Annotated in this window: 17 protein-coding genes; 8 read left to right on the top strand and 9 right to left on the bottom strand. The window is 57.9% G+C overall.

Going from position 1 to position 24,951, the window contains the following annotated elements; translation table 11 throughout:
- Positions 1-108 precede the first annotated feature (108 nt).
- Positions 109-3,711: a TonB-dependent receptor gene (locus tag RBB77_RS01055; RefSeq protein ID WP_353064331.1), complete on the top strand. Its 3,603-nt coding sequence runs from the start codon at positions 109-111 to the stop codon at positions 3,709-3,711.
- A gap of 419 nt (positions 3,712-4,130) precedes the next feature.
- Here the strand turns inward: RBB77_RS01055 and RBB77_RS01050 are convergent, their stop codons facing one another.
- The 3 genes from RBB77_RS01050 to RBB77_RS01040 all read right to left on the bottom strand — a co-directional run bounded on the left by RBB77_RS01050 (position 4,131) and on the right by RBB77_RS01040 (position 9,905).
- Complete coding sequence (locus tag RBB77_RS01050) at positions 4,131-5,993, bottom strand: glycoside hydrolase family 2 protein (RefSeq protein WP_353064330.1); 1,863 nt, start codon at positions 5,991-5,993, stop codon at positions 4,131-4,133.
- A gap of 165 nt (positions 5,994-6,158) precedes the next feature.
- Positions 6,159-9,170, bottom strand: coding sequence for a PAS domain-containing protein (locus tag RBB77_RS01045; protein ID WP_353064329.1), 3,012 nt, complete (start codon positions 9,168-9,170; stop codon positions 6,159-6,161).
- Positions 9,171-9,194: 24 nt separating this feature from the next.
- A complete protein-coding gene (locus RBB77_RS01040; RefSeq protein ID WP_353064328.1) occupies positions 9,195-9,905 on the bottom strand; it encodes a YceH family protein in 711 nt (236 codons plus the stop codon).
- A 70-nt stretch (positions 9,906-9,975) separates the two neighbouring features.
- Here RBB77_RS01040 and RBB77_RS01035 point away from each other — a divergent pair, with 70 nt between their 5' ends.
- The 5 genes from RBB77_RS01035 to RBB77_RS01015 all read left to right on the top strand — a co-directional run bounded on the left by RBB77_RS01035 (position 9,976) and on the right by RBB77_RS01015 (position 15,150).
- On the top strand, positions 9,976-10,872 hold the full coding sequence (locus RBB77_RS01035; protein ID WP_353064327.1) for an ornithine cyclodeaminase family protein: 897 nt from the start codon (positions 9,976-9,978) through the stop codon (positions 10,870-10,872).
- Between the two features lie 206 nt (positions 10,873-11,078).
- Positions 11,079-11,849 (top strand): YcbK family protein, encoded by a 771-nt coding sequence (locus RBB77_RS01030; protein WP_353064326.1) that lies wholly within the window; start codon positions 11,079-11,081, stop codon positions 11,847-11,849.
- 130 nt (positions 11,850-11,979) lie between these two features.
- The gene (locus RBB77_RS01025) at positions 11,980-12,468 is read left to right on the top strand and encodes a hypothetical protein (protein WP_353064325.1); all 489 of its coding nucleotides are present in this window, start codon (positions 11,980-11,982) and stop codon (positions 12,466-12,468) included.
- Positions 12,469-12,517: 49 nt separating this feature from the next.
- Positions 12,518-13,945: an MFS transporter gene (locus RBB77_RS01020; protein ID WP_353064324.1), complete on the top strand. Its 1,428-nt coding sequence runs from the start codon at positions 12,518-12,520 to the stop codon at positions 13,943-13,945.
- A 176-nt stretch (positions 13,946-14,121) separates the two neighbouring features.
- Complete coding sequence (locus tag RBB77_RS01015) at positions 14,122-15,150, top strand: TolB family protein (RefSeq protein ID WP_353064323.1); 1,029 nt, start codon at positions 14,122-14,124, stop codon at positions 15,148-15,150.
- A gap of 85 nt (positions 15,151-15,235) precedes the next feature.
- Here the strand turns inward: RBB77_RS01015 and RBB77_RS01010 are convergent, their stop codons facing one another.
- The 4 genes from RBB77_RS01010 to RBB77_RS00995 form a co-directional block, all read right to left on the bottom strand.
- Positions 15,236-15,625: a nuclear transport factor 2 family protein gene (locus RBB77_RS01010; RefSeq protein ID WP_353064322.1), complete on the bottom strand. Its 390-nt coding sequence runs from the start codon at positions 15,623-15,625 to the stop codon at positions 15,236-15,238.
- Positions 15,626-15,961: 336 nt separating this feature from the next.
- Positions 15,962-18,052, bottom strand: a complete 2,091-nt coding sequence (locus RBB77_RS01005; protein WP_353064321.1) for a radical SAM protein — start codon at positions 18,050-18,052, stop codon at positions 15,962-15,964.
- A gap of 312 nt (positions 18,053-18,364) precedes the next feature.
- Positions 18,365-19,237 carry a hypothetical protein gene (locus tag RBB77_RS01000; protein WP_353064320.1) on the bottom strand — a complete coding sequence of 291 codons (873 nt, stop codon included), beginning with the start codon at positions 19,235-19,237 and terminating at the stop codon, positions 18,365-18,367.
- 54 nt (positions 19,238-19,291) lie between these two features.
- Entirely contained in the window at positions 19,292-20,137 is an 846-nt protein-coding gene (locus RBB77_RS00995; RefSeq protein WP_353064319.1) for a hypothetical protein, read from the bottom strand.
- A 238-nt stretch (positions 20,138-20,375) separates the two neighbouring features.
- Here RBB77_RS00995 and RBB77_RS00990 point away from each other — a divergent pair, with 238 nt between their 5' ends.
- Together RBB77_RS00990 and RBB77_RS00985 are read left to right on the top strand one after the other, a co-directional pair.
- Positions 20,376-20,618: a hypothetical protein gene (locus RBB77_RS00990; protein ID WP_353064318.1), complete on the top strand. Its 243-nt coding sequence runs from the start codon at positions 20,376-20,378 to the stop codon at positions 20,616-20,618.
- Positions 20,619-20,860: 242 nt separating this feature from the next.
- Positions 20,861-21,397, top strand: coding sequence for a septal ring lytic transglycosylase RlpA family protein (locus RBB77_RS00985; protein WP_353064317.1), 537 nt, complete (start codon positions 20,861-20,863; stop codon positions 21,395-21,397).
- A 51-nt stretch (positions 21,398-21,448) separates the two neighbouring features.
- Here the strand turns inward: RBB77_RS00985 and RBB77_RS00980 are convergent, their stop codons facing one another.
- Positions 21,449-23,137: a metallopeptidase TldD-related protein gene (locus RBB77_RS00980; protein WP_353064316.1), complete on the bottom strand. Its 1,689-nt coding sequence runs from the start codon at positions 23,135-23,137 to the stop codon at positions 21,449-21,451.
- The gene (locus RBB77_RS00975) at positions 23,137-24,891 is read right to left on the bottom strand and encodes a metallopeptidase TldD-related protein (protein ID WP_353064315.1); all 1,755 of its coding nucleotides are present in this window, start codon (positions 24,889-24,891) and stop codon (positions 23,137-23,139) included. The genes RBB77_RS00980 and RBB77_RS00975 overlap by 1 nt, the downstream gene beginning before the upstream one ends.
- Positions 24,892-24,951: the final 60 nt, after the last annotated feature.

The following is a 24,951-nucleotide window of genomic DNA, read 5'->3' as shown; positions in this document are numbered from 1 at the left end:
ATTCGCAATGGCCCTAAAGATGCATATGCATCAGGAACAGCGTCGCAACGACCGATTGACCCCCGCGGTGGGATTGTTCCGACCTAAAGACCCAGGAGAGCAGAAAAGATGAGAAGGCTTCTTTCAATACTGATGATCCTATTCGCCGCCGTGACGTTGAGCTACGGCCAGGCTACCTCGGTGAACGGCGGATCGATCCAGGGATCAATCACTGACCCCTCCGGCGCCACCGTGCCCGACGCAACGGTTACGATCCTCGCGGTCGACACGGGTGTCACAAAGACCGTCACCACCGATAAAGCTGGCTTCTACAGCGTCGGTCCGCTCAACCCTGGTTCCTATACCGTAACCATCGCAGGCGCCGGCTTTGAAAAGCTGTCAGTGACCACGGTCGTGCGTACCGGTACCGCCACCCCAGGTAACTTCAAACTGACTCTTGGTTCCTCCGCTGAAACCGTTGAAGTCAACGCCGGTGCCCTCCAGGTCAACACGGAACAGATCGGCGTCTCCGGTGTTGTCACCCGCGAGCAGATCGACGCCCTTCCGGTTAACGGTCGCAACATTCTTGACGTCGCTCAGCTTCAGCCAGGCGTCGTTCTCCAGTCCGGTCAGACCTTCGATCCCACCAAAGCTGGCTATTCGGCCATCTCGGTCAGCGGCGTCGGCGGACGTACAACACGCATTCTGCTTGACGGTCAGGACATCACCGACGAGACCGTCGGAACGACCATCTACAATGTACCGTCGGGCGCTATCCAGGAGTTCCAACTCAACCGCTCCACCCAGGACGTCTCCGGCGAAGTAACCTCAACCGGTCAAGTCCTCGTTGCGACCCAGTCAGGAACCAACAAGTTTCACGGCAACGCCTTCTACAACTTCCAGGATGCCCGTGCAGGCGCTGCTGATATCAGCGGAACTACGGCTCCCTTCCAGCGCAACCAGTTCGGCGGATACATCGGCGGTCCTATCATTAAGGACAAGCTCTTCTTCTTTGGCGGAGCCGAGCGCATCCTGCAGCACGAACTGGACGCCGCGTTGGGTGCATCCCCAGTCTTTTCTTCAATCCTCCAGCAGTTTCCCTTCGTCCCTGCACCATTCACGGATAACTTCAGCACAGCGCGTCTCGACTACAACGGCCCCAAGGGTATTCACATCTTCGCCCGCGGCGTCTATAGCGTGAACTCCGACTTCGCCACCTTCGGCTTGGCCCCCTATCAGGTCTACGAGAACAGGGACAACGTCCCGGGAATCGTCGGCGGCGCAGACTTTACCACCGGCCGCTTCACCCACTCGTTCCGCGGAGGCTGGGAGAAGTTCCATAACCTCCTCGAGGACGGAACCGCAGCGCTCGGTAACTCCATCTATAACCCCTCCTCTGCGACCTTGGGCCAGGTCACCCTCATCGGCAGCCTCAATGCGGGGCCGAACTATCTTGCTCCGCAGGGAACCTTCCAGACCGACAAGCAGTTCCGCTATGACGGTAGCTATACCAGGGGAGCGCACACGTTCAAATTCGGCTTCGACATGAACCGCCTTGCTAGTGGCGGATTCGCAGCCTTCTTCGGAGCATCTCTCTACACTGATATCTCAGCTACCCCCGGCAACCTCGTCGCTGGAGGCAATCCGGCCAACCCTCTGGACTATATCGCTCAGTTGTACGCCATCGGCAACGGCAACGGCCTCTTCTCCGAGCGGCCCGGCTTCGGTCTACCCGGCGGTCTCGATCCCAGCTGGCGTTTTGGCGCCTACGTGGCCGACACCTGGAAGGCGACCCCGTCTCTCACCCTTACCGGAGGTCTCCGCTGGAGCGTCGATACAGACCGCGCCAATCAGGATCTTCCCACACCCCTCTGCTCGAGTGTCGCGACAGCTCAGCAATTTTCCGGTTGCACCGGAAATACCCCCCTGTTTGATCAGTACCAGCAGGGCCTTGGCGTCCAAACCCGTCAGCCCTACGCCAACTTCGGACCGCAGGCTGGATTCAACTTCAGCCCCGGAGATCACAAGACGTCCTTCCGTGGAGGAATCGGTATCTTCTACGAGAGCAGCGTCTTCAACAACACTGGCAACTCCCGCACGGCGTCCGTCCAATCCAACTTCCCAGCCTTCAACAACGGCCTGGCCTTTGCCGGAGCATCGAGCATCACTCTTCCTGGCTTTGGCGTAGTCACTAAGGCTCCTGACGGCACTCCTGTCTCCACCATCCTGAACGAGCCAATTGGGCTAGCCGCACCTGAGGTCAACGCCATCAAGGCCGAGTACCAGGCAGCGGTAAAGGGCGTCGCCGGCGTCAATCCTTCTTACATCGGTACCACCGGTCTCTATGCGAACAGCATCTACGCCGGACCGTATAAGAGCCCGTACTCGATTCAATTCAACGGCGGAATTCAGCGCGAGATTCTCAAGGGCGTGGTGCTTAGCGCCGATTACGTCCACAACGCGACGCTCAAGATTCCGATCTCGCAGGACGTAAACCATGTCGGCGCGGCGCGTACCCTCAACGTCCAAGCAGGGCAAAACGCGATCGCCAACACGACCGCAGCCTTCGGTTGCTCCGGAGGTGCTTCGGCGGCGGCTATCAACTGCGCACTCGCACAAACAAACAATACTGTTCACCCAGGACAGGGAGCACAGATAACCGACTTCGCAAGCAACGGTCTGGACTCTGGAACGAACTTCCTCGGTTCAGCGGCCGCCTCTTATGCCGGTCTTACCCCCGCCACTGGAGCAGCTTTCGCTGGCACCAACCCCAACGTCGGACAGGGTAAGTTCATCCTTCCCATCGGACGCTCCGGCTACGATGCACTTCAGGTTGTTCTTCAGCAGCAGAAGTCGCATCCTGCTCCTGGCATCATGAGCAGCAATCTTCAGGTCTCCTACTCGCTCTCGCGCGTCGTGAGCGGCAACGCAGGAACGAACCCGGCAGACCAGTTCTTCGCTGGTGCGCAGGCCTTCGACAACGATGACCCGAACCGCTACCTCGGCCGCACCCCGCTCGATCACACCAACGAGCTGAGCTTCGGCGGTAGTCTCGGTATCAAATACGGGCTGAACCTCGCGATGATTGGTCACTTCTATTCCGCTTCTGCAGCCTCCCTCGTTCTCGACACTACCGCCGGGAACACCGGACAGATCTTCCAAACCGATGTGGACGGCGACGGAACCATCGGAGATCTCGTCCCGGGCACCATTCCTGGCTCCTACGAGCACGGGGTCAAAGGGGCAGGTCTTAACAGGCTGATCAACAACTACAACGCCACGAGCGCAGGTAGCTTCACTCCCGCAGGACAGGCTGTCGTGGCTGCTGGTCTCTTCACCCCAGGGCAGTTGAGAGCGGCAAATGGCGTTCAGCAGGCGATCGCTTCCGCTCCCAACAATCCGCTGAACAACGCAGCGCTTCGCACCTTCGACCTCAGCGCGAACTACCCGATCCGCCTTGGCCGCTTCCATGAGGGTATGAGCCTCGTCCCAGGAGTTGCCATTTACAACGTATTCAACATGAGCAACTACGGGTTTATTCCCGGAATCGTAAGCGACGCAACAGGACAACTGATCAATGTTGGCAATGCAGCAGGCGGCGTCCCGGGAGGCTACTTCAACGGCCCGAGCGATCAGGCAACGTTGAACCAGGCTCGTACCACTCGCAACTCCGGTACCTTCGACCAGGGCGGACCTCGTACCACAGAGTTCCAGCTCAAGTTCAACTTCTAACTCAAACAGTCTTAACTCAAAGGTGGGGACTTCGGTCTCCACCTTTTTCTTGCACTCTGTCTCTCTGCCTCGGGTTCTCTCTTCTAAACGGCCCGGCACGCGTTGGAGGAAACCTCCGAAGCTGTGCCGGGCTCGCCGGAATGCCGATTCTAGAAGGAGCGGCGAAGCGAATCCGATCGACGGCGAGTGCTCGGTCGGGAAGCGGCGAAAAAAATATTTGAAATTGGTGGCGTATTTTAGGCTGCGTAGGGAGAGACTGTTTTTCTTCCACGTTCACCACGCATTTCACCACGTTTACACCAGCGAAAAACCACCGCTGCGAGGGCAGATTTTTCAAAACACCCTTCAAAAACGCCCGCAAAACTGCGAAACCCCGGCTTGACCGGGGCTTCTAATTTTTTACCGCAAGAGCAATTTCCTTAGTCGGCTTTACCGAGTGTTTTGTCTTTGTAGGCCTTCTGCAGGACAAAAAATGCCTGTTTCTTGACGCCCTGCTCCGAGATAAGACCTTTGCGGTTGAAGTTGTCCTGCAGCCCGGGATTGACGCGGCGGGCAGATCGGAAGTCCATCAGGATCCAGGGGCTGGTGCCGCGAAGCTGAGGGATCTTATTAAGCATCGCAATCTGGTGATGGTAGATCTCGGCCTGATACTCCTCGGTCCAAAGCGCGGGATGAGTATCGCCAGAAGGCGCGTGATTACCGGCTTTTGCATCGCCTCCCCACTCGCTCATGATCAAAGGCTTGTCGTAACGAATCTCCCACGTGGTGGTATCGGCCCCCTCCGCATGTTGCTCATACCACCCGATGTACTCGTTGACACCGATGACATCAAGCGCTTTCCCAAGCGGATCGTCGACGATCTTGTTTGAGCCAGTTGCGGTCTTTTCCGTGCGGACGAGAAGCGCGGCGGTGACGAGACGAGTGGGATCAAGCTGATGTGCGAGATCGACCATCGCCGTGAGGTATTTCGTACGAGCCTCGGTGTTTGGCGTCTCGTTAGCAACCGACCACAAAATAATAGAAGCCTTGTCGCGGTCGCGGCGAATCATCTCCGCGAGTTGCTGTTTCGACTTCGCGAGAACCGCGGGGTTGTCGAACTGCAGGGCCCAGTAGTCTGGAATCTCTGCCCAGACCATGAGGCCGAGGCGATCGGCGGCGCGCGTCATACGCTCGTCGTGAGGATAATGCGCGAGGCGGACGTAGTTGCAGCCTAGTTCCTTCGCCCAGCCGAGAAGAGTCTCGACGTCTTTTTCGGAGTAAGCGCGGCCGGTGCGGTAGGGGGCTTCGGCGTGAATGGAGACTCCGCGAAGAAAAACAGGCTGGCCGTTCAGTAGAATCTCGGTGCCGCGGGTTTCGATGGTGCGGAAGCCGATACTATCTTCGATTCTGTCAGGACCCGAAGAGATTTCAACCGCATAGAGCTTCGGATTTTCCGGCGACCAGAGGCTGAGAGACTTCGCAGGGATGTTGATAGCCGCACGCGAGTTCGCATCGACCGTGGATTCGACTTTGGCCTGAAGTTCAGGAATCGTCACAGTGACCGGCGTGCCCGCAGACGCGCCTTCGACGTGGACATACCCTTCGATGATGGAGTGGTCGGTCCTGCTCAGATGGAGATCGTAGGCATCGATAAACTGAGAGGGGACCGTGACGAGTGAAACATCGCGAGTAAGTCCGCCATAGTTCCACCAGTCGGTCTGGAGCGTGGGGACTCCATCCGCAATGCGAGTGCTATCGACCGAGAGGACGACAAAGTTGTTGCCGTCGTGGAGAGCCGCCGTGACATCACAGTCAAATGGGGTAAAGCCGCCCTCATGCTCACAGACTTTTTTTGTGTTCACCCAGACGACGGTGCGATAGTTGGCGGCGCCGACGTGTAGGAAGGTGCGAGTGTTCGGAGCGGCAATGTACTGAAAGTCCTTCTCGTACCAGATAGGGCCTTCGTAATAGAGAAGTTCAGGGCGTTGCGTGTTCCAATCGCCAGGAACGTGAAGTGTGGGGGCGTTAGCGAAGTTGTAGTCCTGCGGATTGCCATTCGGGTCAAAGGGGGCATTCATGAAAAAGCCATCTTTGCGCAGTTCTTGATGCAGGGTGTAGATGCCGGTCGAATACTGGTCGACGATGGTGTGCCATTCGCCGTCAAGCGAGATGGCGGGGCGGTGGTCGACGTCGACCAGCAGCGTAGTGCCTGTTCGGCTGGTGCTCTGAGGAGGGTTCTGTGCAAACGCCGGCGCTGTGAGAAGCAAAGAGAAGACAAGTGTGCGGATTGCGGTCTGCTTCATGAGGTGTTCTCCGGTCGTGGTGCGCGGTTTCTGCGAGTGTGCCGAAAGAGCTACGAAGGTCATGATACTTCGGCCTCTGAACAATTGCTTTTTTCAGGTTTGAACAAGCTACGGCCAACTGCCAAATGCGAGTACGCTTTCCATTGGCGTGTGAACGACAGGTCGCTAGGCAGGAACAGGGGCATCGACCTCGGCCCACGGAAGAAAGAGGGAGAAGATGGTGCCGTGGTGGATGGGGTGTTCGCTGCTGCGGTAGCTGAGCTTGCCTTGGTGGCGAGTGACGATGCCTGCCGAGATCCACAGGCCAAGTCCAGTGCCGTTGAGGTCTTTGGTGGTGTAAAAGGGCTCGAAGAGACGTGCTTTTACAGTGGGAGACATGCCGTGGCCGGTGTCGGCGATGGTTATGCGAATACCCTGACGGGGCTGCGGGTAGTCGGGGGAGTAATCAGTCGCGTCATGGGCGCGAACAATGAGGCGACCGCCGCCAGGACGCATGGCATCGATCGCGTTGGCGATGAGATTGTTGAGCACCTGGCGAATGTCGTTTTCGAAGCAAAGGATGGTCGTGCTTGTGGCATACCTCGCGTCGACCTGGATATGCGAGTTGGCGAGCCGACCCTGATAGAGATTTAGGACGGCATCGACGAGATCGGCTGCGCTGACACGGGTGGCGCGGACGGCCTGGCGATGGAAGCGCAGGGTCTGAGTGGCGATCTGGCAGACGCGGGAGAGCTCACTTTGTGCAGTCTGGAGGTACTGCCGGGTCGACTCGGGAAGATCCTCCGACAGGGCAATAAGGTAGAGAAGGTTGGTGATAGCCTCCAGCGGGTTATTGATCTCGTGGGAGATGGAGCTGGCGAGCCTGCCGACAGCTGCAAGCTTTTCGCTCTGGATGAGGGCAGCCTCGGCTTTCTTCTGATGGGTGACCTCGAGGACGACTGCCGCGATAGCCTCGACCGAGCCGTTCGCAGCAAAGACCGGTGAGTAGCTGACGTTGAAGGTGCGTTGTTCGCCGGGACGACCAGGCAGGTCGCCGTGCAAGAGGTTGCTGCGAACCGGCCGGCCTGAAGCGGCCGTCTGGAGGAGCTCCTTGAGACCCGGAAGTTTGACGATGTCCGTAATCACCTGGCCGAGAATCTTCTCCCTGGGAAGTCCGATGATTTCGACCTGACGATCGTTGACGCGGAGATAGCGGAGTGTAGCGGCATCGAAGAGAGCGAGGCCGACGGGAGCAGTCTGATAGATCGACTCGAGTTCGGCGCGCTGGCGTTCCGTCTCTTCCTGTCGCTTCTGGAGGGTTTCAGCGAAGGTCTTGCGATCGTCGATGTCGATCGCGACGCCCAGCCAGTGGAGGATCTTTCCTGAGTCATCGCGGACGGCCTGCGCACGGAGCCACCACCAGCGAGAGACGCCGTCTTTGGCACGAATAAGGCGAACCTCAAGGTCATATTCGGTTCCCGTAGCGACGGAATGCGTCCAGGCTTCGAGGATTCGCTGCCGGTCTTCAGGGTGGAAGGCACTGAGCCAATTGCTTTCGTTTAGAGTCTCGATGGTGAGCCCGATGTAGTCGAGAAATCCTTGGTTGGCGTAGGTGATGCTACCGTCAGGGGCGCCCATCCAGATGGCCTGCGGGTTGAGATCGGCGAGGACGCGATAACGCGCTTCGCTGGTCACAAGGGCTTCTTCATTCTTCTTCCGATTGGTAATGTCGATCGTGAGACCTCGAAGGCTGGCAGGCTTTCCGTCGACGGAGATGATCTGGCCACGGTTCTCAATCCAGAGAATTCGACCATCTGCGGCCTGCACCTGACACTCCACAACGATCATTTGCCCAGTTTCGACGGCGGCTTGAACGGCAGCCGCGATTGTTGGGAGATATTCGGGAAGGAGAATTTTTTTAAATGCACGAGCGTCGGGGATGTCGACCAAAGGATGGCCGAAGACGGGATAAGAGCCGGCCCCGTAGATGGCTTTGCCGGTTGCGTAGTCTACGTCCCACGTAGCAGCGCGAGCGGTCTGCTGCACCGAAGCGAGAAGATCCTGCTGTCGTTTGAGAACCTGATCGGATTGACGGCGGGCGGTGATGTCGCGGAAGAAGAGGACAATGCCATCGTCGTACGGACGGCATTGAATCGCGAGCCAGAGATTGAACGGCTCTGGGTAGAAGGCCTCGAATTCTCCCGGGATGCCTTCGTCCATCGCTCGATGGTAGTGATAATGGAACTCGCTGTTGCGTTGAGCGGCGGCAGGAAACTTCTCCCAGAGATTCTTTCCGAGTAGCTCGCCCATCGGGCTGAGCAGCTCCCTGGCCCGGCGATTGAGATACGTGAGCTTCCAGTCATGGTTGAGGCTTACGACCGCGTCGGTAGTGGTCTCGAGAACCTGGCGGAGCTGTCGGGCGGCGGAGTCGCGAAGCAACTCAGCGCCTTTGCGGTCGGTGATATCGCTCGAGAAGATGATGATCCCATCTTCGAAGGTGCGAGCGGAAACTCGAAACCAGATGTCCAGCGGTTCGGGATAGTAGGCCTCGAACTCGGTGGCGATGCGCCGCTCCATGGTGGTGCGATAGTGAGATCGAAAGGGCTCCTTCTGATTGGAGGGGAACCGCTCCCAAAGATTCTCGCCAATGAGAGTATCGGTTTTGAGAATGTCGAGCGCGGCGCGATTGGCGAAAGTGCAGATCCAGTTGCGATTGATGCAGACAATGGAGTCCGGGGAGGCATCGAAGATCTGCTGTAGCTGGTGCACGGCAGAGTCGCGAAGGGACTCGGCGCGCTTGCGGTCGGTGACGTCGCGATAATAGAGCGCCACGCCCTCTTCGGTCGGCAGTATGTGCACATCGATCCAAAGGTCGAAGGGCGCGTAAAAGTGCTCGATGTGCCGCGGTTCGCGCATCTGCATGACAGAGCGGTAGACGCGTTCGAGAGCTGTGCCGACCGTCTCGGGAAAGAGCTGCCAGTGGGTTTTGGTGTGGATATCGGACGGCTCGATGCGGCTGATCCGGACCGCTTCCGCATTGGCATACGTGATGACCCAGTTACGGTCGAAGCAGAGGACGGCCTCTGGCAGCAGTGCGACAAGGCGTGCGAGGTTGTCGTTCTCGGCATCGCTCTCACGCCGGAACTGAGCGCGGCGGTTGAGAGTGACAGGCGCTTTGGCGACGATCGAGTCAGACATAGCGGCAAAGGTACGGATGAAGCTTCATCTTACAGAGGAATCGTTGATTGACACAGATGCTTCTGCTCGCGATTGAAGGCGCGCTTCGATCTCATCTATCCGCGACTTCAGGGTTTCAAGGGCGGCCGACAGAGTCGTAACTTCAGTCTCCAATTGAGCCAGGCGCTGGCTCGAGCTCGTGGGTGCCTCCGGTCGCTCTACGGGGTAAGCGGCGAGGTCGGGTGGGGCTCCAAGCAGATGGGCGTAGCGGGCCTCCCGTGAGCCGGGTTGGCGAGGGAGGATCGTTACGAGCGGTCCGGTGGCCTCGGGTGTCCCCTCACTCGTTGACGGGCGAGCGGAGAGGCGTTCCAGAGTGGACTGGACGGCGGCAAGGTCGTCAAAAGTATAGAGGCGGTCGGCCCGGCTGCGGAGTTCTCCCGGAGTCTGGGGACCGCGCAGCATCAGGAGGCACAGGACTGCGGTTTCATCGCGCCGGAGGTTGAGGACCGTGCGGATGCGATGCTCGTATTTGGGAACGCGGGCGTCGCGGACCGGGTTGGTGAGGGCGAGGTCTTCGAGCGTGTGAAGCGCCTGCCGCACCTCCTCTTCGCTGAGTTCAAGGACAGGGTCGCGACTGGACCGCTGATTGCACGCGCTGACCAGCGCGTTGAGCGAGAGGGGATAGTTCTCGGGCGTTGTAATCTCTTTTTCGATGAGCGAGCCGAGGACGCGGAGCTGAATGGGGTCGAGCTGCATGTCTACTAGGGTGCCATACCCAGGGTTGGCTTGGCTCGGCAGATAATAAAGAACTATGACAGGCGACCGGTTGCAATTTTTCGACGAAGCCCAGGTGAGATCAGTGCTCTCTTATGACGATCTGATTCCCGCGATCCGACAGGCACTGATGGATTTTTCTGCCGGGCGAGCGGCTCAGCCGCTGCGAACCGTAATGTCCGTGGCCGCGCACACAGGGTGGTTTGCAGTAATGCCGGCCGTGTATGGGGACATCATGGGTGCGAAGATGGTCACGTTTTATCCCGCGAACGCCGATAGAGGTATGCATACGCATCAGGCAGTGATTCAGCTGTTTCGTGCGGATACTGGCGAACCGCTGGCCATCATGGACGGGCGACTCATTACCGAGATGAGGACAGCGGCGGTATCGGCCGTGGCTGTTGACCTGCTGGCGCCGGTCAATGCGAAGGTGCTGGGGATTCTAGGCAGCGGAGTTCAAGCCCGCTCCCATGTGCAGGCGCTGTCGCGGGTTCGGAAGTTCGAGGAGATTCGGGTTTGGAGCCGTACGGAGCGCAGCGCAAGTAGGTTCGCTGAGGAGGTTGGAGCGCAAGTGACGACGGCGGAAGAGGCAGTGTCAGCAGCTGACGTAGTGCTGACACTGACAAGTTCGCCGGAGCCGGTTCTGTTTGGACGATGGCTGAAGAAGGACGCGATGGTTTGTGCCGTAGGAGCCGTGACACCGAATCGCCGGGAACTCGATGACGAGGCCATGCGCGGAGCGGTAGTGGTTGAATCCCGAGAGGCAGCACTGCGTGAGCCCGGGGATATCCTGCTGGCAAAGGCCGAGGTGAGTGCTGAGATCGGAGAACTATTACAGGGAAAGCAGTTGGATAGAAGAGATCGACCTGTGGTGTTCAAATCAGTCGGAATTGCGATCGAAGACGTGGCGTCGGCCAAAGTGGTTTACGACCGCATATCGAAAAGGTAAGAGGTAAGTGTTGATAGGAATTCATTTACTCGAACGTAACCGAACGGAAATTCCTGGTTTGGCAACTGTTCCGAATATGACACTAAAGTTACAGAAACGATATCGGTGATCTCAGATGGATTCTATAAACTAGAAGAAGGAATGACGAATCGCGAACCGCATTTGGATGCTCGCATTCGAAACACTTGGACCCGGGGGAATTACTGATGCAGAGATTGCGCGCGAAGGGCGTCGCAGCGGTCGCGGCCGCCACACTGATGGTAGTAATCAGCGGGACCTCCTGGGCTAAGGCCGCTAAGACGAGAGTGCACGCCGGACTTCGTAACTCCTTACGAACCTCGACGCGGACGAATTCGCATCCGTTGGCGATCACGGGCGAGGAGGTCGTGCCCGGAGTGATGCCGGACGAGCTTTCCTCAGGAACTACCTCAGGTGAGCTGCCCGATGATGGAAAGCCCTATCAGCTGCGGATGACGAATCTACACACCGGCGAGAGCCTGGATGTGGTCTACCGGATCGGCGATACCTATGTACCCGAGGCGCTAGAGAAACTTGATTATTTTTTGCGTGATCACTACACGCAGGACGTGGTCCACTACGAACCGAAAGAGTTTGATGTACTGCACGCTCTGATGTCGCGGCTGGGTCGGGCAAGCGGTGTCATCCAAGTGGTCTGTGGGTACAGGACTCCCGAGACCAACGAGGCGCTGCGGCATGCGTCGGTGAAGACCGGAGTCGCCGAACATAGTCAGCATATGGAAGGTCATGCGATCGACCTTCGAGTCCCCGGAGTTTCGACGGCGCAGCTGCGGAATACGGCCCTTTCGCTCCGTGCCGGGGGGGTGGGGTACTATCCTGTCTCGCAGTTCGTCCACGTAGACGTAGGGCCCGTGCGTGAATGGGCATTCGGCGCCACACCTCGCAAGCCAGTCCGGCGGGTTCATAGTGCTCATTCTGGAACCGTTTCCGGCGAGTAAAATTCAAAAATCGAATATGCAAGGGCTCCGGTTTCCGGGGCCTTTTTGTTTATGCGCGGCGGGGTTGGCTATACTTCGCCGCATGGAGTCTCTGCGGCGGCGACTGAGAGGGGCGAAGTGGAGTTTGCCGTTGGCGCGCGCGATCGCGGAGGAGAGTGGTGGGGTTAAGGTTGCGGCTCGAGCACTGGTGCGGGAGTTGTTTGGGGAGGATGTTGAGGTAAGGAAGCGGGCGGCGGATGTGGCGCGGCGAATTACTGAAGCGGATGGCAGCTTGCTGGAGCACTACGCTGATGAGCTTGCCGGATTGCTGGAGACTCTGCCGGTGGAGGAGTCGCGGACGCGATGGCATCTGGGATTGGTGGTGCCGCGGGTGGCGAATACCTGTGCGCAGCGGTTGCGGGCGGCGCGGACGATGTCGTTGCTGGCCGAGGATGAGAGCAACGTGGTGCGGTGCTCGGCCGTGGAGGGGATGGGGCTGCTGGCGTTGCAAGAGCCTTCGTTGCGGGATGAGGCGGAGGAGATGGTGGAGAGGTATCTGCGCGAGGGGACGGTGGCGATGAAGAGCAGAGCGCGGGGGGTGCAGCGGAGTTGGATGAGAGCGGAGCAGAAGAAGAGATGATGTCGCAAAGATGATCGTAGGCGTTACTCAATTTTCGTAAAATAGAGGGATGAGTAAGAGCCGTTCGCCGCTGTATGTCACCACTCTGATCGCGGGCGCCTTCTTCATGGAGAATCTCGACGGCACGATTATCGCCACCGCGCTGCCGCAGATGGCACGCAGCTTCCATGTGGGTGCGGTGAATCTGAACATTGGGATGACGGCGTATTTGCTGACGCTGGCGGTGTTCATTCCTATCAGCGGGTGGCTAGCGGACCGGTATGGTTCGCGGTCGGTGTTTGCGTCGGCGATTGCAATCTTCACGTTGGCGTCACTGCTTTGCGGGGAGGCTCGGACGCTGACCCAGTTCACGCTGATGCGAATTGTTCAAGGCATGGGCGGCGCAATGATGGTGCCGGTGGGACGGCTGATTGTGCTGCGCAATACGCCCAAGGAGGAGCTGACGCAGGCGATTGCCTATATCACTTGGCCTGGGCTGACGGCGCTAGTGATTGGGCCTGCGCTGGGCGGTTTTATCACGACGTATGCAAGCTGGCATTGGATCTTCTTTCTGAATCTGCCGCTGGGCGTGCTGGCCCTGACGCTGGCGTTGCTATGGATTGAGAATGTACGGACGGATGAGCGGCATCCGTTCGACTGGCTGACGTTCGTACTGGGAGGATTTGCTTCGGTGGGCGTGGTGTACGCGATGGAGAAGCTGGGCGGCGAAGGAGGGCGATGGCAGTTACCAGCGACGATCCTGGTGCTGAGTCTGCTGAGCGGTTCGCTGGCGGTGGCGGTTGGCAGGCGCAGGCCGGCGGTCTCGCTGATCGACTTCGAGTCGCTACGGCTGAAGACTTATTCGCTTTCGGTGTATGGGGCGAGCGCGTTTCGCGTTGCGGTGTCAGTGCTTCCGTTCCTTCTCCCGCTGATGTTCCAGATTGCATTCGGGTTGAATGCATTTCGGTCGGGGCTTTATCTGCTGGCGTTGTTTGCCGGCGACCTGAGCATGAAGGCGTTTGTGATTCAGGCGCTTCGCCGGTTCGGATTTCGACGGATCCTGCTGGTGAATGGCGTGATCACGGCGGGCTCGATGATGTTATGTGCGACGCTGACGCCGGCAACGCCGCCCATGCTGATTGTGGCGATTCTGTTCTTCCATGGGGCGTGCCGGTCCATGGAGTTCACCTGCATGACGACGCTGGCGTACACGGAGATTCCGGCGAACAGGATGAGCCGCGCGAATGGATTTTTGAGTGCCATCATGCAACTCAGCATGGGGCTGGGGGTAGCGGTGGGCGCGATAACGTTGCGTCTGGTGGCGCATGCGCATGGACACTCTGCTGCGACGCCGCAGCTGCGCGATTTTCATGTTGCCATCATGGTGATGGCAGTTCTGGCGCTGGGACCGGTGGTGGATAGCCTGGGGCTCTCACCGAACGCAGGCGTGGCGACGAGCGGCCATAACGAGGCAAAGCTTGAGGTCAACCCAGTCTAAGGTTAGTACGAAAGGGCCGCTGTGTTCGATGCGACGGCTGGCCGTGCCGAGGGGCTGGGTATATTCGCACGCATCAGGCGAATTGCTAACGTCGCTGTGTATCGTTCGTCTACGACGACTAGTCAATTAGTTAATCGGTTTGGCCGGGTCCCCTAAATTTGTTTGAGGAGATTTCCATGTCCAAAGTACGATCCCGCGTGCATGTCGCAGGTCTTTTCTGTTTCTTTGCCAGCTACCTGCAACCGTGCGCCAACGCTATCGTTGAACCGACTCCAGCGAAAGACAGTGCGCTCCCCGTACCCGAAGTATTCGCTCCGGGCATCATCTCCGGACCTGCCAACGACGGATCGCCAACGTTCTCTCCCGATGGAGGCACGCTCTTCTTCACTCGAAGTAGTGCGCACTGGTCCATCATCCTCGAATCGCATCGGCTCAGAGATGGGTGGTCCGAGCCTAAGGTTGCTTCGTTCTCCGGCGAATGGTCGGATTCGTCACCAGCACTCTCTCCGGATGGTTCGTTTCTAGTCTTTGTTTCGGTGCGCCCGCTCGCGACGGTTTCCGTTCAGGCTAAACAAGGTAGCCCGAACATGGCGTCTCATATCTGGAGGGTCAACCGCGTTGGATCGGGTTGGAATGCGCCGGTAGAACTTCCCGAGTCAGTGAACTCTTTCCAGTGGATCTTTCGACCTAGTGTCGCAGGGGACGGAAGTATCTATTTCACTGCTGCTGTGAAAGGAAAAGAGCTGAGCCTGTTTCGCTCGAAGTATCAGAACGGAGCTTATCAAAATGCGGAGCCTCTTTCCTTCAGCGACGGCAGCGTGAAGGATGTCGATCCTGAAATAGCTCCCGACCAGTCGTTCCTGGTATTTACCAGCAAGCGCCCCAGGCCGGGTGATACATCGCATGAGCATCTGTTTATCGTTTACAACCGAGTCGGCGTATGGGGTTCAGTCGTGCCGATCCGATATGCAGGCGATGACGCGAATGGCTCGAGTGAGGACAACGATCCCCGCTTCGGTGCGGATCATCGAACGGTTTATTTCACCAGCGATCGCACGCTGGCGGTCCATTTCCCTCGTACACATGAGGAAGCCGCCGAAGACTACCAGCGTCTTCAGACCTGGGACAATAGCAACTCGAACATATGGGTGATCTCCCTAAGCCCGGTGCTGAAGGAGGCTACCTCCTCGCAGCCCAAGCTCTGAACCACAGCGATTGAGTGCAAAACTAAAAAGCCGTAATCGGCTTCTGAGGAAATGGGGAAGCGTGAATTGCGACAAGCATCCAATGTCATTTGATCTTGACCCAGACAGCGGTACGCGGGCCGCGGAATTCCACGGACTTTCCATGTAGCAGAAACTTTTCATGGACCGTGGAGATGACAACTGCCGAAGTGCCGTAGACGCGAACGTCCATGTCTCCGTATTCGAGAGCTTCAATCGGATCTGCACGATCGCCGATGAGCGGAAGAAACCATTTCTTGTCGTGGGGCTTTCCGTCGCTCGCTGAGATCAAAACAAAATCATCGGCAAGGATTTGCGCCGCCGCTGCAGTGTCATATTGAAGTTCTGACTGCCTGAACTCTTCCTCTCGTGCCTTAACCTCTGAAACAGTAACCGATTGAGCGATCGCAGGAAGCGAGCTGACGAGGAGAAGTGATATCAAGGAAAGGCGATGCATAGGTGAGTCCTTTCGCAGATGAGTCTATAACTGGACGCACCAGAATATCGACTAACCGGCAAGGAACCGGACGCATATTCGGAAGTCTGAGCCTCATGGAATTCGGAACTAGTCCCCACTAGCGGTTGCAGGGCCGATGCGCTGGTCGAGTTGGGTCAGCAATTCGGATTGCTCTCGACGCATTCGTTGCGACACAACTGACGACGACCGATCTATCCGCAGATCTAATGAGAAGAATTTTTCCCAGGAATGAAACCCAAGCAGAAAGGCCGCCATTGCTGGCGGCCTTCTGATTGCAACTTGGTTTGTGCGGAGCGCGTCTGTTGTCTGCACTGATTAGTCGCCTGAGACGGTCTCCTCGACCTTGGGTGCCGGGGCTGCCTTGATCTCGCCGAGGGAGATGAAACCAGCGGGAGCGTCGGGCTCCTGGAGGATCTCCTTGCGGTAGAGCTTGGCCATGCGGGCGTTTTCGGCATCCTGCTTGATCTTCGCATCGCGTGCGCGGATCTTCTCTTCGCGAGAGTTCTTCGCGATGCCGGACTTGTCGAAGGTGTCGTTGGCGGCGGCGTTGACGTGCTCGTCGTTGAGGACGAGGTCGTACTTCATCTCGGCTTCGAGACCGACCTTCTTACCACCGGCGAAGATCTCGTGGCGGCCATGCTCCTCGTACCACTTGGTCAGGGTGGAGGTCATGTGCATCTTCTCAATGATGTTGCGCCAGCCCACGCCGGTGTTGTACGCGCAGAAGCTGATCTCACCCTCTTGTGTGGCGTAGGGGATGATGCACTGCTCGGTGCGGCGGAAGTCGTAGTTGAAGAGGTCCTGGAACCACATGCCGGCGATGAAGAGGAAGTTCCAGCGGTCGGCGCGGCGCTTCTCGATGTCGGCCATGGTGCGGTCCGCTGTGACCTTGCCGTAGTTCTTTCCGGTGGCACCGAAGCACTTATCGAACTTCTGCAGCAGGTCGACGATCTTGAAGTGCGTAGGAGCCTTTGACGGGTCGTAGTTGCGCAGCAGCGCAAGCGACACACCCAGGATCGAAAGAAACTTGCCGCGAGCCGCGTCGTTGATCTTCGCGACATCCTTAGCAAGCTGCACTGCGTCGAGGAACGCGGTGACGGGAACGGCTTCTTTGGTTTCCTTATCGATCATCAGCGCCATGCCGATGCCGCAGTTTGGATGGCAACCGCAGGAGAGCTGGCCCCAGTCGCGGTCTGGTCCGTGCACGAGGTCGGCCCAGTCGGAGAAGGTGGACATGAACGAGATTGGGAACCAATCGCGGGTGCTCTCGCCGAGGCCGGTCTGGTTACGGACGTCGTGCGCGAGGTGCGACAGAGTGTAACGCTGCGCATGGCGGCGCTCGTCGGAGATGTCTTCGTCGCGGCCGGTGAAGCTGACGGGCTGGAAGGAGAGGAAGTTGATCTTCTTCGGGTTGTCGAGCGCGAACTCGATAATGCGGCCAACCTGCTCGTTGTTGATACCGTTGATGATGCAGGTGACGGGGACGATGTCCACGCCGGCCTCATGCAGGTTATGGATGGCCTGAAGCTTTACGTCGAATGCGTTGCCGACCTTACGGTGCGAGTTCGGCGCGTTGCCGATACCGTCGAACTGCAGATAGGCGTAGCGGAGACCGGCTTCAGCGGCAGCCTTGGCAAACTCCTTGGACTTGGCGAACTCGATGCCGTTGGTCGCGGCCTGCACGGAGTTGTAACCAACCTTGCGGGCATAGGCGACGGCGTCGAGGAAGTAAGGCGACAGTGTCGGTTCGCCACCGGAAAACTGCACGCTCATCTGACGACGCGGCTTGATCGTGATTGCGTTGTCGAGCATGGTCTTGATCTCATCCCACGTCAGCTCGTGGACGAAGCCGACCTGGTTGGCGTCCATGAAGCAGGGATCGCACATCATGTTGCAGCGGTTGGTCAGGTCGATCGTAAGAACCGATCCGCGGCCGTGCGTCACGGTCGAGGTGCCGTGGTTGTGCAGCTTCTCGTCATTGTGGGCGCGGATGTCGCGGCCCGGGAAGACGTCTTCGAGGTGCTTCATCATCGGCGGATCGATGGACATGACGTCCTCGAAGTGACCGTGGATGGGGCAGTCCTTGACCATCAGGATCTGGCCGTCACGCTCGATGATCTGCGCCTTGATCTCGCCGACCTTCTCGTTGAGCAGAATCTCGTGCGGCAGTTTGCCGTCGACGATCTGCTGACGAATCTCAGGAATGCACTTCGGACAGAGGGAGTCGGTGGTGCGGGGCCAGCCGAGGGGCGGCTTCTCTTTCTGATAGCTCTTGAGAAGCGGCTTGTCGCTCCACCTGGGGGTGAAGCTGGCATTGGGGCTGAACGAATTCAGCTTATTGAATACTGCCCAACCTGCTTTTGCTCCATAGGTAAGAGCTTTTTCGGCAATTTTGGCCTTCGGCATTTACTTTATCTCCTGAGTGTCCGTCTGATAATCGAGATATCTTCTGGATTGTTACTTAATTTCGTCTATTTAAATCGTTTTTACACTGCTGACCCGGATACGGTTGCCGCGAGAAGCAACCCCTCGCTTGATCGACCTATCTATTGCTTTTCCTGTCAGATGCAGCGGGGATCCTGTTCGACTCACCCCTTAACAGTACCCAGCTTGGGGGGCATATCGAAGCATGTGGTATCGAACGGCAAGAATCTGCATTGAATGGCGACATGGAGCGGTAGATGGGGCGAAGTTTTTACCGTAAATACAGTAAATATGTCACTGAAGAGTAATGCCGTTGTTACCGCTGGCAATGTTGTTCAGGATCCGCTGAACGAAGATGATGCGGACGTGGACATGGCTGGCCACATCCGGGAGAAATTCGTCGAGCAGATTGTTCACCGGATCGAGCGCATATCCGGTTGCAATGCGGGTCACGGTCGAGGAGAGGTCCGTATGGACACCGGGCACATATTGATTAGCGAGGACCGCCTCGAGGGGATAGTCGAGTAAGACGGAGTAGTTGGGCATGGAACTGCCATCGTCGTGACGCGAGATAACGGTGCGCGAGACGGAGTAGATGATCCGCTTGGTCAACGGAGCGTTCGGCATGCGGAAGTAACGTGGATCCTGATGGAAGAGAATCGGAAATGTGAAGCCTCGGAAGAACTGGCTGGAGACATCCTGCACATAACTGATGCCAACAGATTTGCCGAACCCCTTCAGACCGGGACCGTACGCAGAGTGGGGGTCGACTGCAACTGAGATCGCAGATATACCGACGATGGTGCCGAAGTTAGCAGGATCGGCGAGGTTGTTCAGAGCAAGGTAACCCTTCTCCTGCCAAGTCAGCGGGATGACGACATTTGTGCCGAGAAACTTTTGGTAGGGATAGACAAGGTTGCTACAGGGTTTGGGGACCGTATCCAGACGGTTGGGGTCGTAGTAGACAACCTTCATGGCACGAAAGGCGTTGCACGGCCTGACTCCATCTCCGGTCTGCCGGAATGAAGCCTCGGCTACCGCGACGACGTTTTCCTGATTCGAAGCTATGGCGCTGGGGGCATCTGGAAGGTCGGACGCAGTCTCGGTGTGTTGTGCTGCTGCAGTGATAGCAGATAGCAGCAAAACCAAGATCAACCACCAACGCATACGAATGACCCTCGTTGCCTACCCTCATAAGACGTAGCGGAACTCTACTCAAGCTTATTTGAGGTGAGTGATTTCGAGCGCCTCGTCGAGAAACTCAGTAACGACGAAGCCGATTGCACCGCCGGCCATGGAGGTGCCAAAGGTCTGTGCTGTTTGGCTGAAGCTGCGATTCGAATCAGGGTAATATGCGTTGGTGAGGGCGGCTCCGAAGACGCGGCCCAAGATGAGGGAGCAGTTAGGTGTAGCGTGGCCATCGTCCGCGCGGGTGATGATGGCCCGGGTGGCGGCGTATGCAACGCGTTTGGCCACGTTATGGCCTTTGCCCATCTTGTAGTAGCGCGGATCCTCATGAAAAAGCGGAGCGAAGACGACGTTGCCGAAGATGTTCTGACTGGTGTTGCGTAAAGCGGCGGCTCCCAGGCGCTCCCCGAACGCACCGCTGTCGGTCCCATAGTTGGGAGTGCCGTTGATGAGATGAGTGTATGCCGCTGAGGTAGTCCATCCGATGAGGGAGAAGAGGGTGAATGTCTGCTTGAATCCCATCACCTCTTTGTCGTGCGCGGAGAGAGACGGAGCTGTTTGTCCTGGGTAGATGGTGATATCGCTGCGAGTGGCTAGAATCCTGCGTTTCACTGAGGCTGGGTCCAGGGCTCCACCGGCTCCCAGGTTCGCAGAGCTGTCTGCCTCGTTGCTTGAACTGCTGGATTCGTCGACGGAAGAGGTGCTGTTTGAGACCGAAGGAGCGTCGGGAAGCGAGAGCATGGCGTCCGTTGCGACGAGCGCGCTCGGTTCGGTTCGTACCTGCGCAATGAGGTCCGTTGAGGCGAATAACGCCACGGTGAAGATAAGGCTTTTATTGAGGAACTTTCTTGAAGTCAGCCGTACCCTTGCGATTGTCAAAAATAACTCCTACAAGCTAAATATTCCACCACCCGTTAGAGTTCAGCGGCTGGGAATTGGTCACAAACATACATAATGTGAGCGTTTGCCTATATATAACGGACGCTCAAACATCACGGCAAGTTGTATTTGCCCACTCCGACTGATCCAGACCCTTGTTACCATCCCGGCACGTAGATGCAATGACCGTTGACCTTGCCTTTTCTGCGTCATCTAATCGATAGGTGGAGGTTTGCCTATGCCAACAGAAGAGCCGAAGCGACCGTGGGAGCAGCAGTTGCGGGATGCGGCAACCCACCTCGAAGCAGACCTTAAGAACGTCGTGAAGTACATCAACGAGGAAGTGGTGCCGGATGTGCGACGCAACGGCTCAGAGGCGCTTAGAGCTGCTGCGGCAGAGTTGCACAAGCTAGCGTCGCGAATGGACGATCATGCGCGAAGGTCGTCTGCCCCACCACCGAAAGACACATCGAAACCGTGATCACCGTCCGGCATAGGTATGCCGCAATGCTATCGGCGTGTGCGCTGATAGTCAGCGGTTGCCATAAGGAAACAACCAGAGCCTACCGGCCCCCACCGCCGCCGTCGACGACAAGCGCCTCCAATCAAGGCAAAGTTTCGCGGGGATCGCGAACGAACCCAACAACCGCTCAAGTACCTCCTCCATCCGCTCCAGCCCCGATTCCAGGCAACCTTGGAAAGCCCATCTCAAGTGAGGTCGGAATGGCGAGCTGGTATGGCCCTCCCTACGCCGGTCGAAAAGCCGCTGACGGCACGGTCTACGACCAGAACGCAATGACCGCCGCGCACCTCACACTCCCAATGGGGACGATGGTGCGTGTGACAAATCTGACCAACAACCAATCGGTCGTCGTCAAGATCACTGACCGCGGCCCGTTCGTCCATGGACGCATCATCGATCTGTCACTTGCTGCAGCAAAAGCGACCGGAGTCTATCGCGCGGGCGTAGCCAAAGTGAAAGTGGAAGCATTCGCAGCTCCGGTTCGTGCGAACGCTGATCCCGGCGGACGCTGGTGCGTACAGGTCGGGGCCTTTGCACGAGAGTCCGATGCAATGAAACTCAAAGAAGAGATGATTCACCGCTATGCCACCGCCAAGGTCATCGAGTTTCCCGGACCCACCGGGCATTGGGTCAGGATCAGTCCGAAGCTGCCGAACAAAAGCAATGCAAGCGAGGTAGCCGACAGCATTCACCCCAAAGATCCTGCTGCCGCACCCTATCTAATCCGAACCGACTAGCGAACACTCGCTCGAAGGACGACGCGCTTTCCAGGCGGTCGCTCATGCTCACTATTTCCCGGGTAGCGAGGGAGGATCATAGTACGGGAGCTTCTGCTGCTCCACCGTTGCACGCTTCACGCCGATGTCGTCAAAGAGCAGGCTAGGAGCAATGGTGGTCTGAGGCACAGTACCGAGCGAGTTCGAAACATACGAGTCGTTGCCGGCGGCGACAATATCCGAGCGGAGGCTGCGGTTGTCGAGCTCATCGAATATCGCACCGCGAACGAGTTGGCGTGAGCCATCAGGATGCACGAGATAGAGCAGCCGCGGAAGAAGCTCGCCGCCGAGAGTCTCGACTGAGTAGACGTCGCGGCCTTGTTCCTTCGCCATACCGAGAAGACGTTGATTGAGTTCGGCTCGCGACAGAGGATGGCTCGACTTGACCAGAATGACTCCCGCGCGCGAATGAGCTGACTGTGCAGGAGCGGCGCGTCCGTGGCCATTCGACGTGTCAAAGTCTTTAATGGGCTCCCGGCCGATAAGAAAGTTCTCGAGCTTGCCATTGACGACGATATCGACCGATTGTGCAGGGACGCCCTCGTCATCGATCTTGTAAGCGCCAAGAAGAGCCTTCCCATCAAACTTTGTCTGCAACGGATCATCCGTGACGCTGATCATCTCGGGAAGAACGCGCGCCTTGAAGCTCGAAGAGTAGGCGCCAGTAGTGCGCGCAGTAGTGCCCATCTCCGGTCTGTCGGCCTCGATGTTAGGCACGAGCAGTCGGTCGATCACGTCCGAAGCGGCATCTCCGCTAAAGAGCACAGGCCCGTGATAATCATCCGCCGATACTACTGGAGCATTGCGAAGCTCTTCGAAGCTCTTGAGATCCTCGATGACGCGTTTGCGAAAGGCGCCTGCGTCTTCGAGCTCCCTCGCGTTGGCAGCGACAGTTCCGTTATCGCGGCTCAGGCGCATACCGTCCCCTGCCTGTCCGCCTAGGCTGATCGCACCGTCGTAGCCGGTGTAGCCCTGGCGCACTACGGTTCCTTCGGTGTTGACGAGGTAGCGGTTCAGTGCGATGCCGCGAATGTTAGCGGTCGAGTACTGGACGTGCTCGGCGAAGGGTCGCACCTGGGGGTCCGAGGTAAAGAGGCCGCTGGCTTCAACAATACGTCGTTTCCACTCTGCGCGATCAAGATCAAGCGTGACGAGGGGAGAGATCTGCACAACCGGCTTGGCTTGCGCAAAATCGGGCTGTGCTTGAACAGACTGAAACTGCTTCAAAGCAGCCTGCTTGGCCGAATAAGCTCGCAGAGCGTTTTTATAGGCGGTGTCGGTTGCGGTCCAGAGCGCATACCGCAGTGCTTCGGGGTCATTATCAGTCGGGGCCAGTTCAACTGAGCCATCACCACGGCTCGTGCTGCTATCTACGGCATAGTCGCCGATGCGCACAGTGACGCGGACGATCCGCTGATGATTTTCTTCTTCGCGTGTAAGCGCACCGTAGTTAGCGACAGCCTCGTAGGAGGCCAGGTCATCCAGGCGGTACTCCACAAAGTAGGGATGTTGCATACCCGGAAGCAGCAGCGCCTTTTCGCGGTCAAGCTCTACCTGCATCGCATGAATCATAGGATCGTTCGCTGCAGGTGCACTTTCAGCAATAGCCGTATTTGTAACTGCAGTCGTACCCAAAAAAGCTATCGACCAGAGCGCCCCATAAACAATACCGCCAACCTGTATTTTCCGAAGTAAGCCCATTACTGGCCACCCTTTCCGCCGGAGATGGAGGCCGCTCCAGGCGGCGGCAGAATAGGTGGCCGCGCTGTGCCCTGAGCTTGGCGCTGGGTTTCAATCTCACTGACCAGCATCGCCGGAGCAACAGCGCTCACCGGAATACTCCCAGACTCAGCTCCGCAAATCCCGTTGAATATATCCTGCTTATCGTTCGTCGCGAGAATGCGGTTCAGTGCGGCCTGCGGTGTCCCTACAATGCTCACTCCACGTACAAGTTCATCAGGGCGACCATCGACGTAGACGCGATAGACCACCAGAGGAATCACCTGGAAGGCTTGCGGTGAACGGCGTGTCGTAACGGCAAAGCCCGACGAGATGTCTTCGAAGTAAAGACCGTACGCCTTGCCTTGCTTCTTCGCCTCGGTTTTCAACATCTCGCGCAGTTCGGCATCGCTGACAGTCTTAGAGGAAGTGACAATAAGATTTCCTTGTCGGCCCGTAGGCATATGTCCGGTCTCGGCGCGGCCGTGGCCGTTGGTGTTCGAAAAACTGGCGATAGGGAGACGCGACATCAGGAAGGTATCGAGAACGCCATCTTTGATGAGGTCCACGCGCCGCGCCTGCTGTCCTTCATCGTCGTAGCTATAGTGCCCACTGAGTGATGTTCCGTGGAACTCCGAAAGCGTAGGGTCGTCAGAGACGCTGAGAAATGTCGGCAAAATCTGTTTCCCGAGCAGCTTCGTGAAGGTCTGTCCTTCGTCGTCGCCGCGTTGGCGCTGGCCTTCGAGCCGGTGGCCGAGAACCTCATGAAAGAACACGGCGGACGCCCGGCCACTAAGAATCGCAGGGCCGTTGAAGGGCTCAGTAACGGGTGCCCCCCGCAAGGCCTCGAGATTCTTAGCCATCGCGGCAGTCTTGTCGATGAGTGCTTTCTGATCGGGAAGATGCGCCACCTCGTCAGCTTCGAAGGTCTCGGCGCGGAAGAGGTCCATCCCATCGGCGGCGCGTGTCCTGGCGACGATAACAAGCCGCGCGACATGGTTCGGGGTCGCGACCTTAGCACCCTCCGAGGAGACAAAATAGTCCGTCTCCGTTGTCGCCTCAAGTGCGACATTGTTGTAGAAGACATCGGGATACTGTTTGAAGAGGCCGGACAGTTCGCGCAGGCGGTCCTGCCATGCTGTGGTGTCGACGACCAGTGCTGGCGAGGGCGCAAGGATCGCCGAAGCCGGCTTCTCGCTCGAGAAATCGGCCGAGGCGTCCTCCTCCTTGGCGCGAACCTGTTGCTCAGTCTTGACCTTCAGATAACCGTCCAGCGCCTTGCCATAACCGCGGTTGGTAGCAAACCACAGGGTACGCGCGATGGCGTCGCTGTCGTTCGCAAGCGGCAAAGGGATTGTCGTCAGGGCACTGTTCCTATGGTCGCCATGAGTATTATCTTCGGCCGCTGTGCCAAGCCGAACCTGAACATCGGCGACACGCCGGCGGTTCTCGCGTGAGCCCGTGATCGCCCCAAACTGCGCAGTCATGCTCATGCTGTCGCTATCGGAGACTGCATAGCTGAGAAAGTAGGGCTTCGGCTGAGTCGCGTCCGTAGCGTTGTTGCCAAGCGAAGTCATTGCACGATGCAACTCAGACTCCATGGTGTCGATCAGGACAGCCGCTGGGGCAGGTTCAGGACTTTTGATTGCTGCTGCACTGTAATCGACGGAGGAGATCGCCGCCCCTACCAGGCCAGCAAAACTGACGCAGGCCACTGCCACTCTTTGTCTCTTCATGGAAAAGGAAACTCGTTTCGCCTGCAAAATACGCCTGTTGCCGAGTGTATCGGAAGTGAC

Source organism: Tunturibacter psychrotolerans (assembly GCF_040359615.1).
Lineage (GTDB): Bacteria > Acidobacteriota > Terriglobia > Terriglobales > Acidobacteriaceae > Edaphobacter > Edaphobacter psychrotolerans.
The sequence above is the reverse complement of the archived record's forward strand: the minus strand, read 5'-3'. Positions and strand labels throughout refer to the sequence as shown.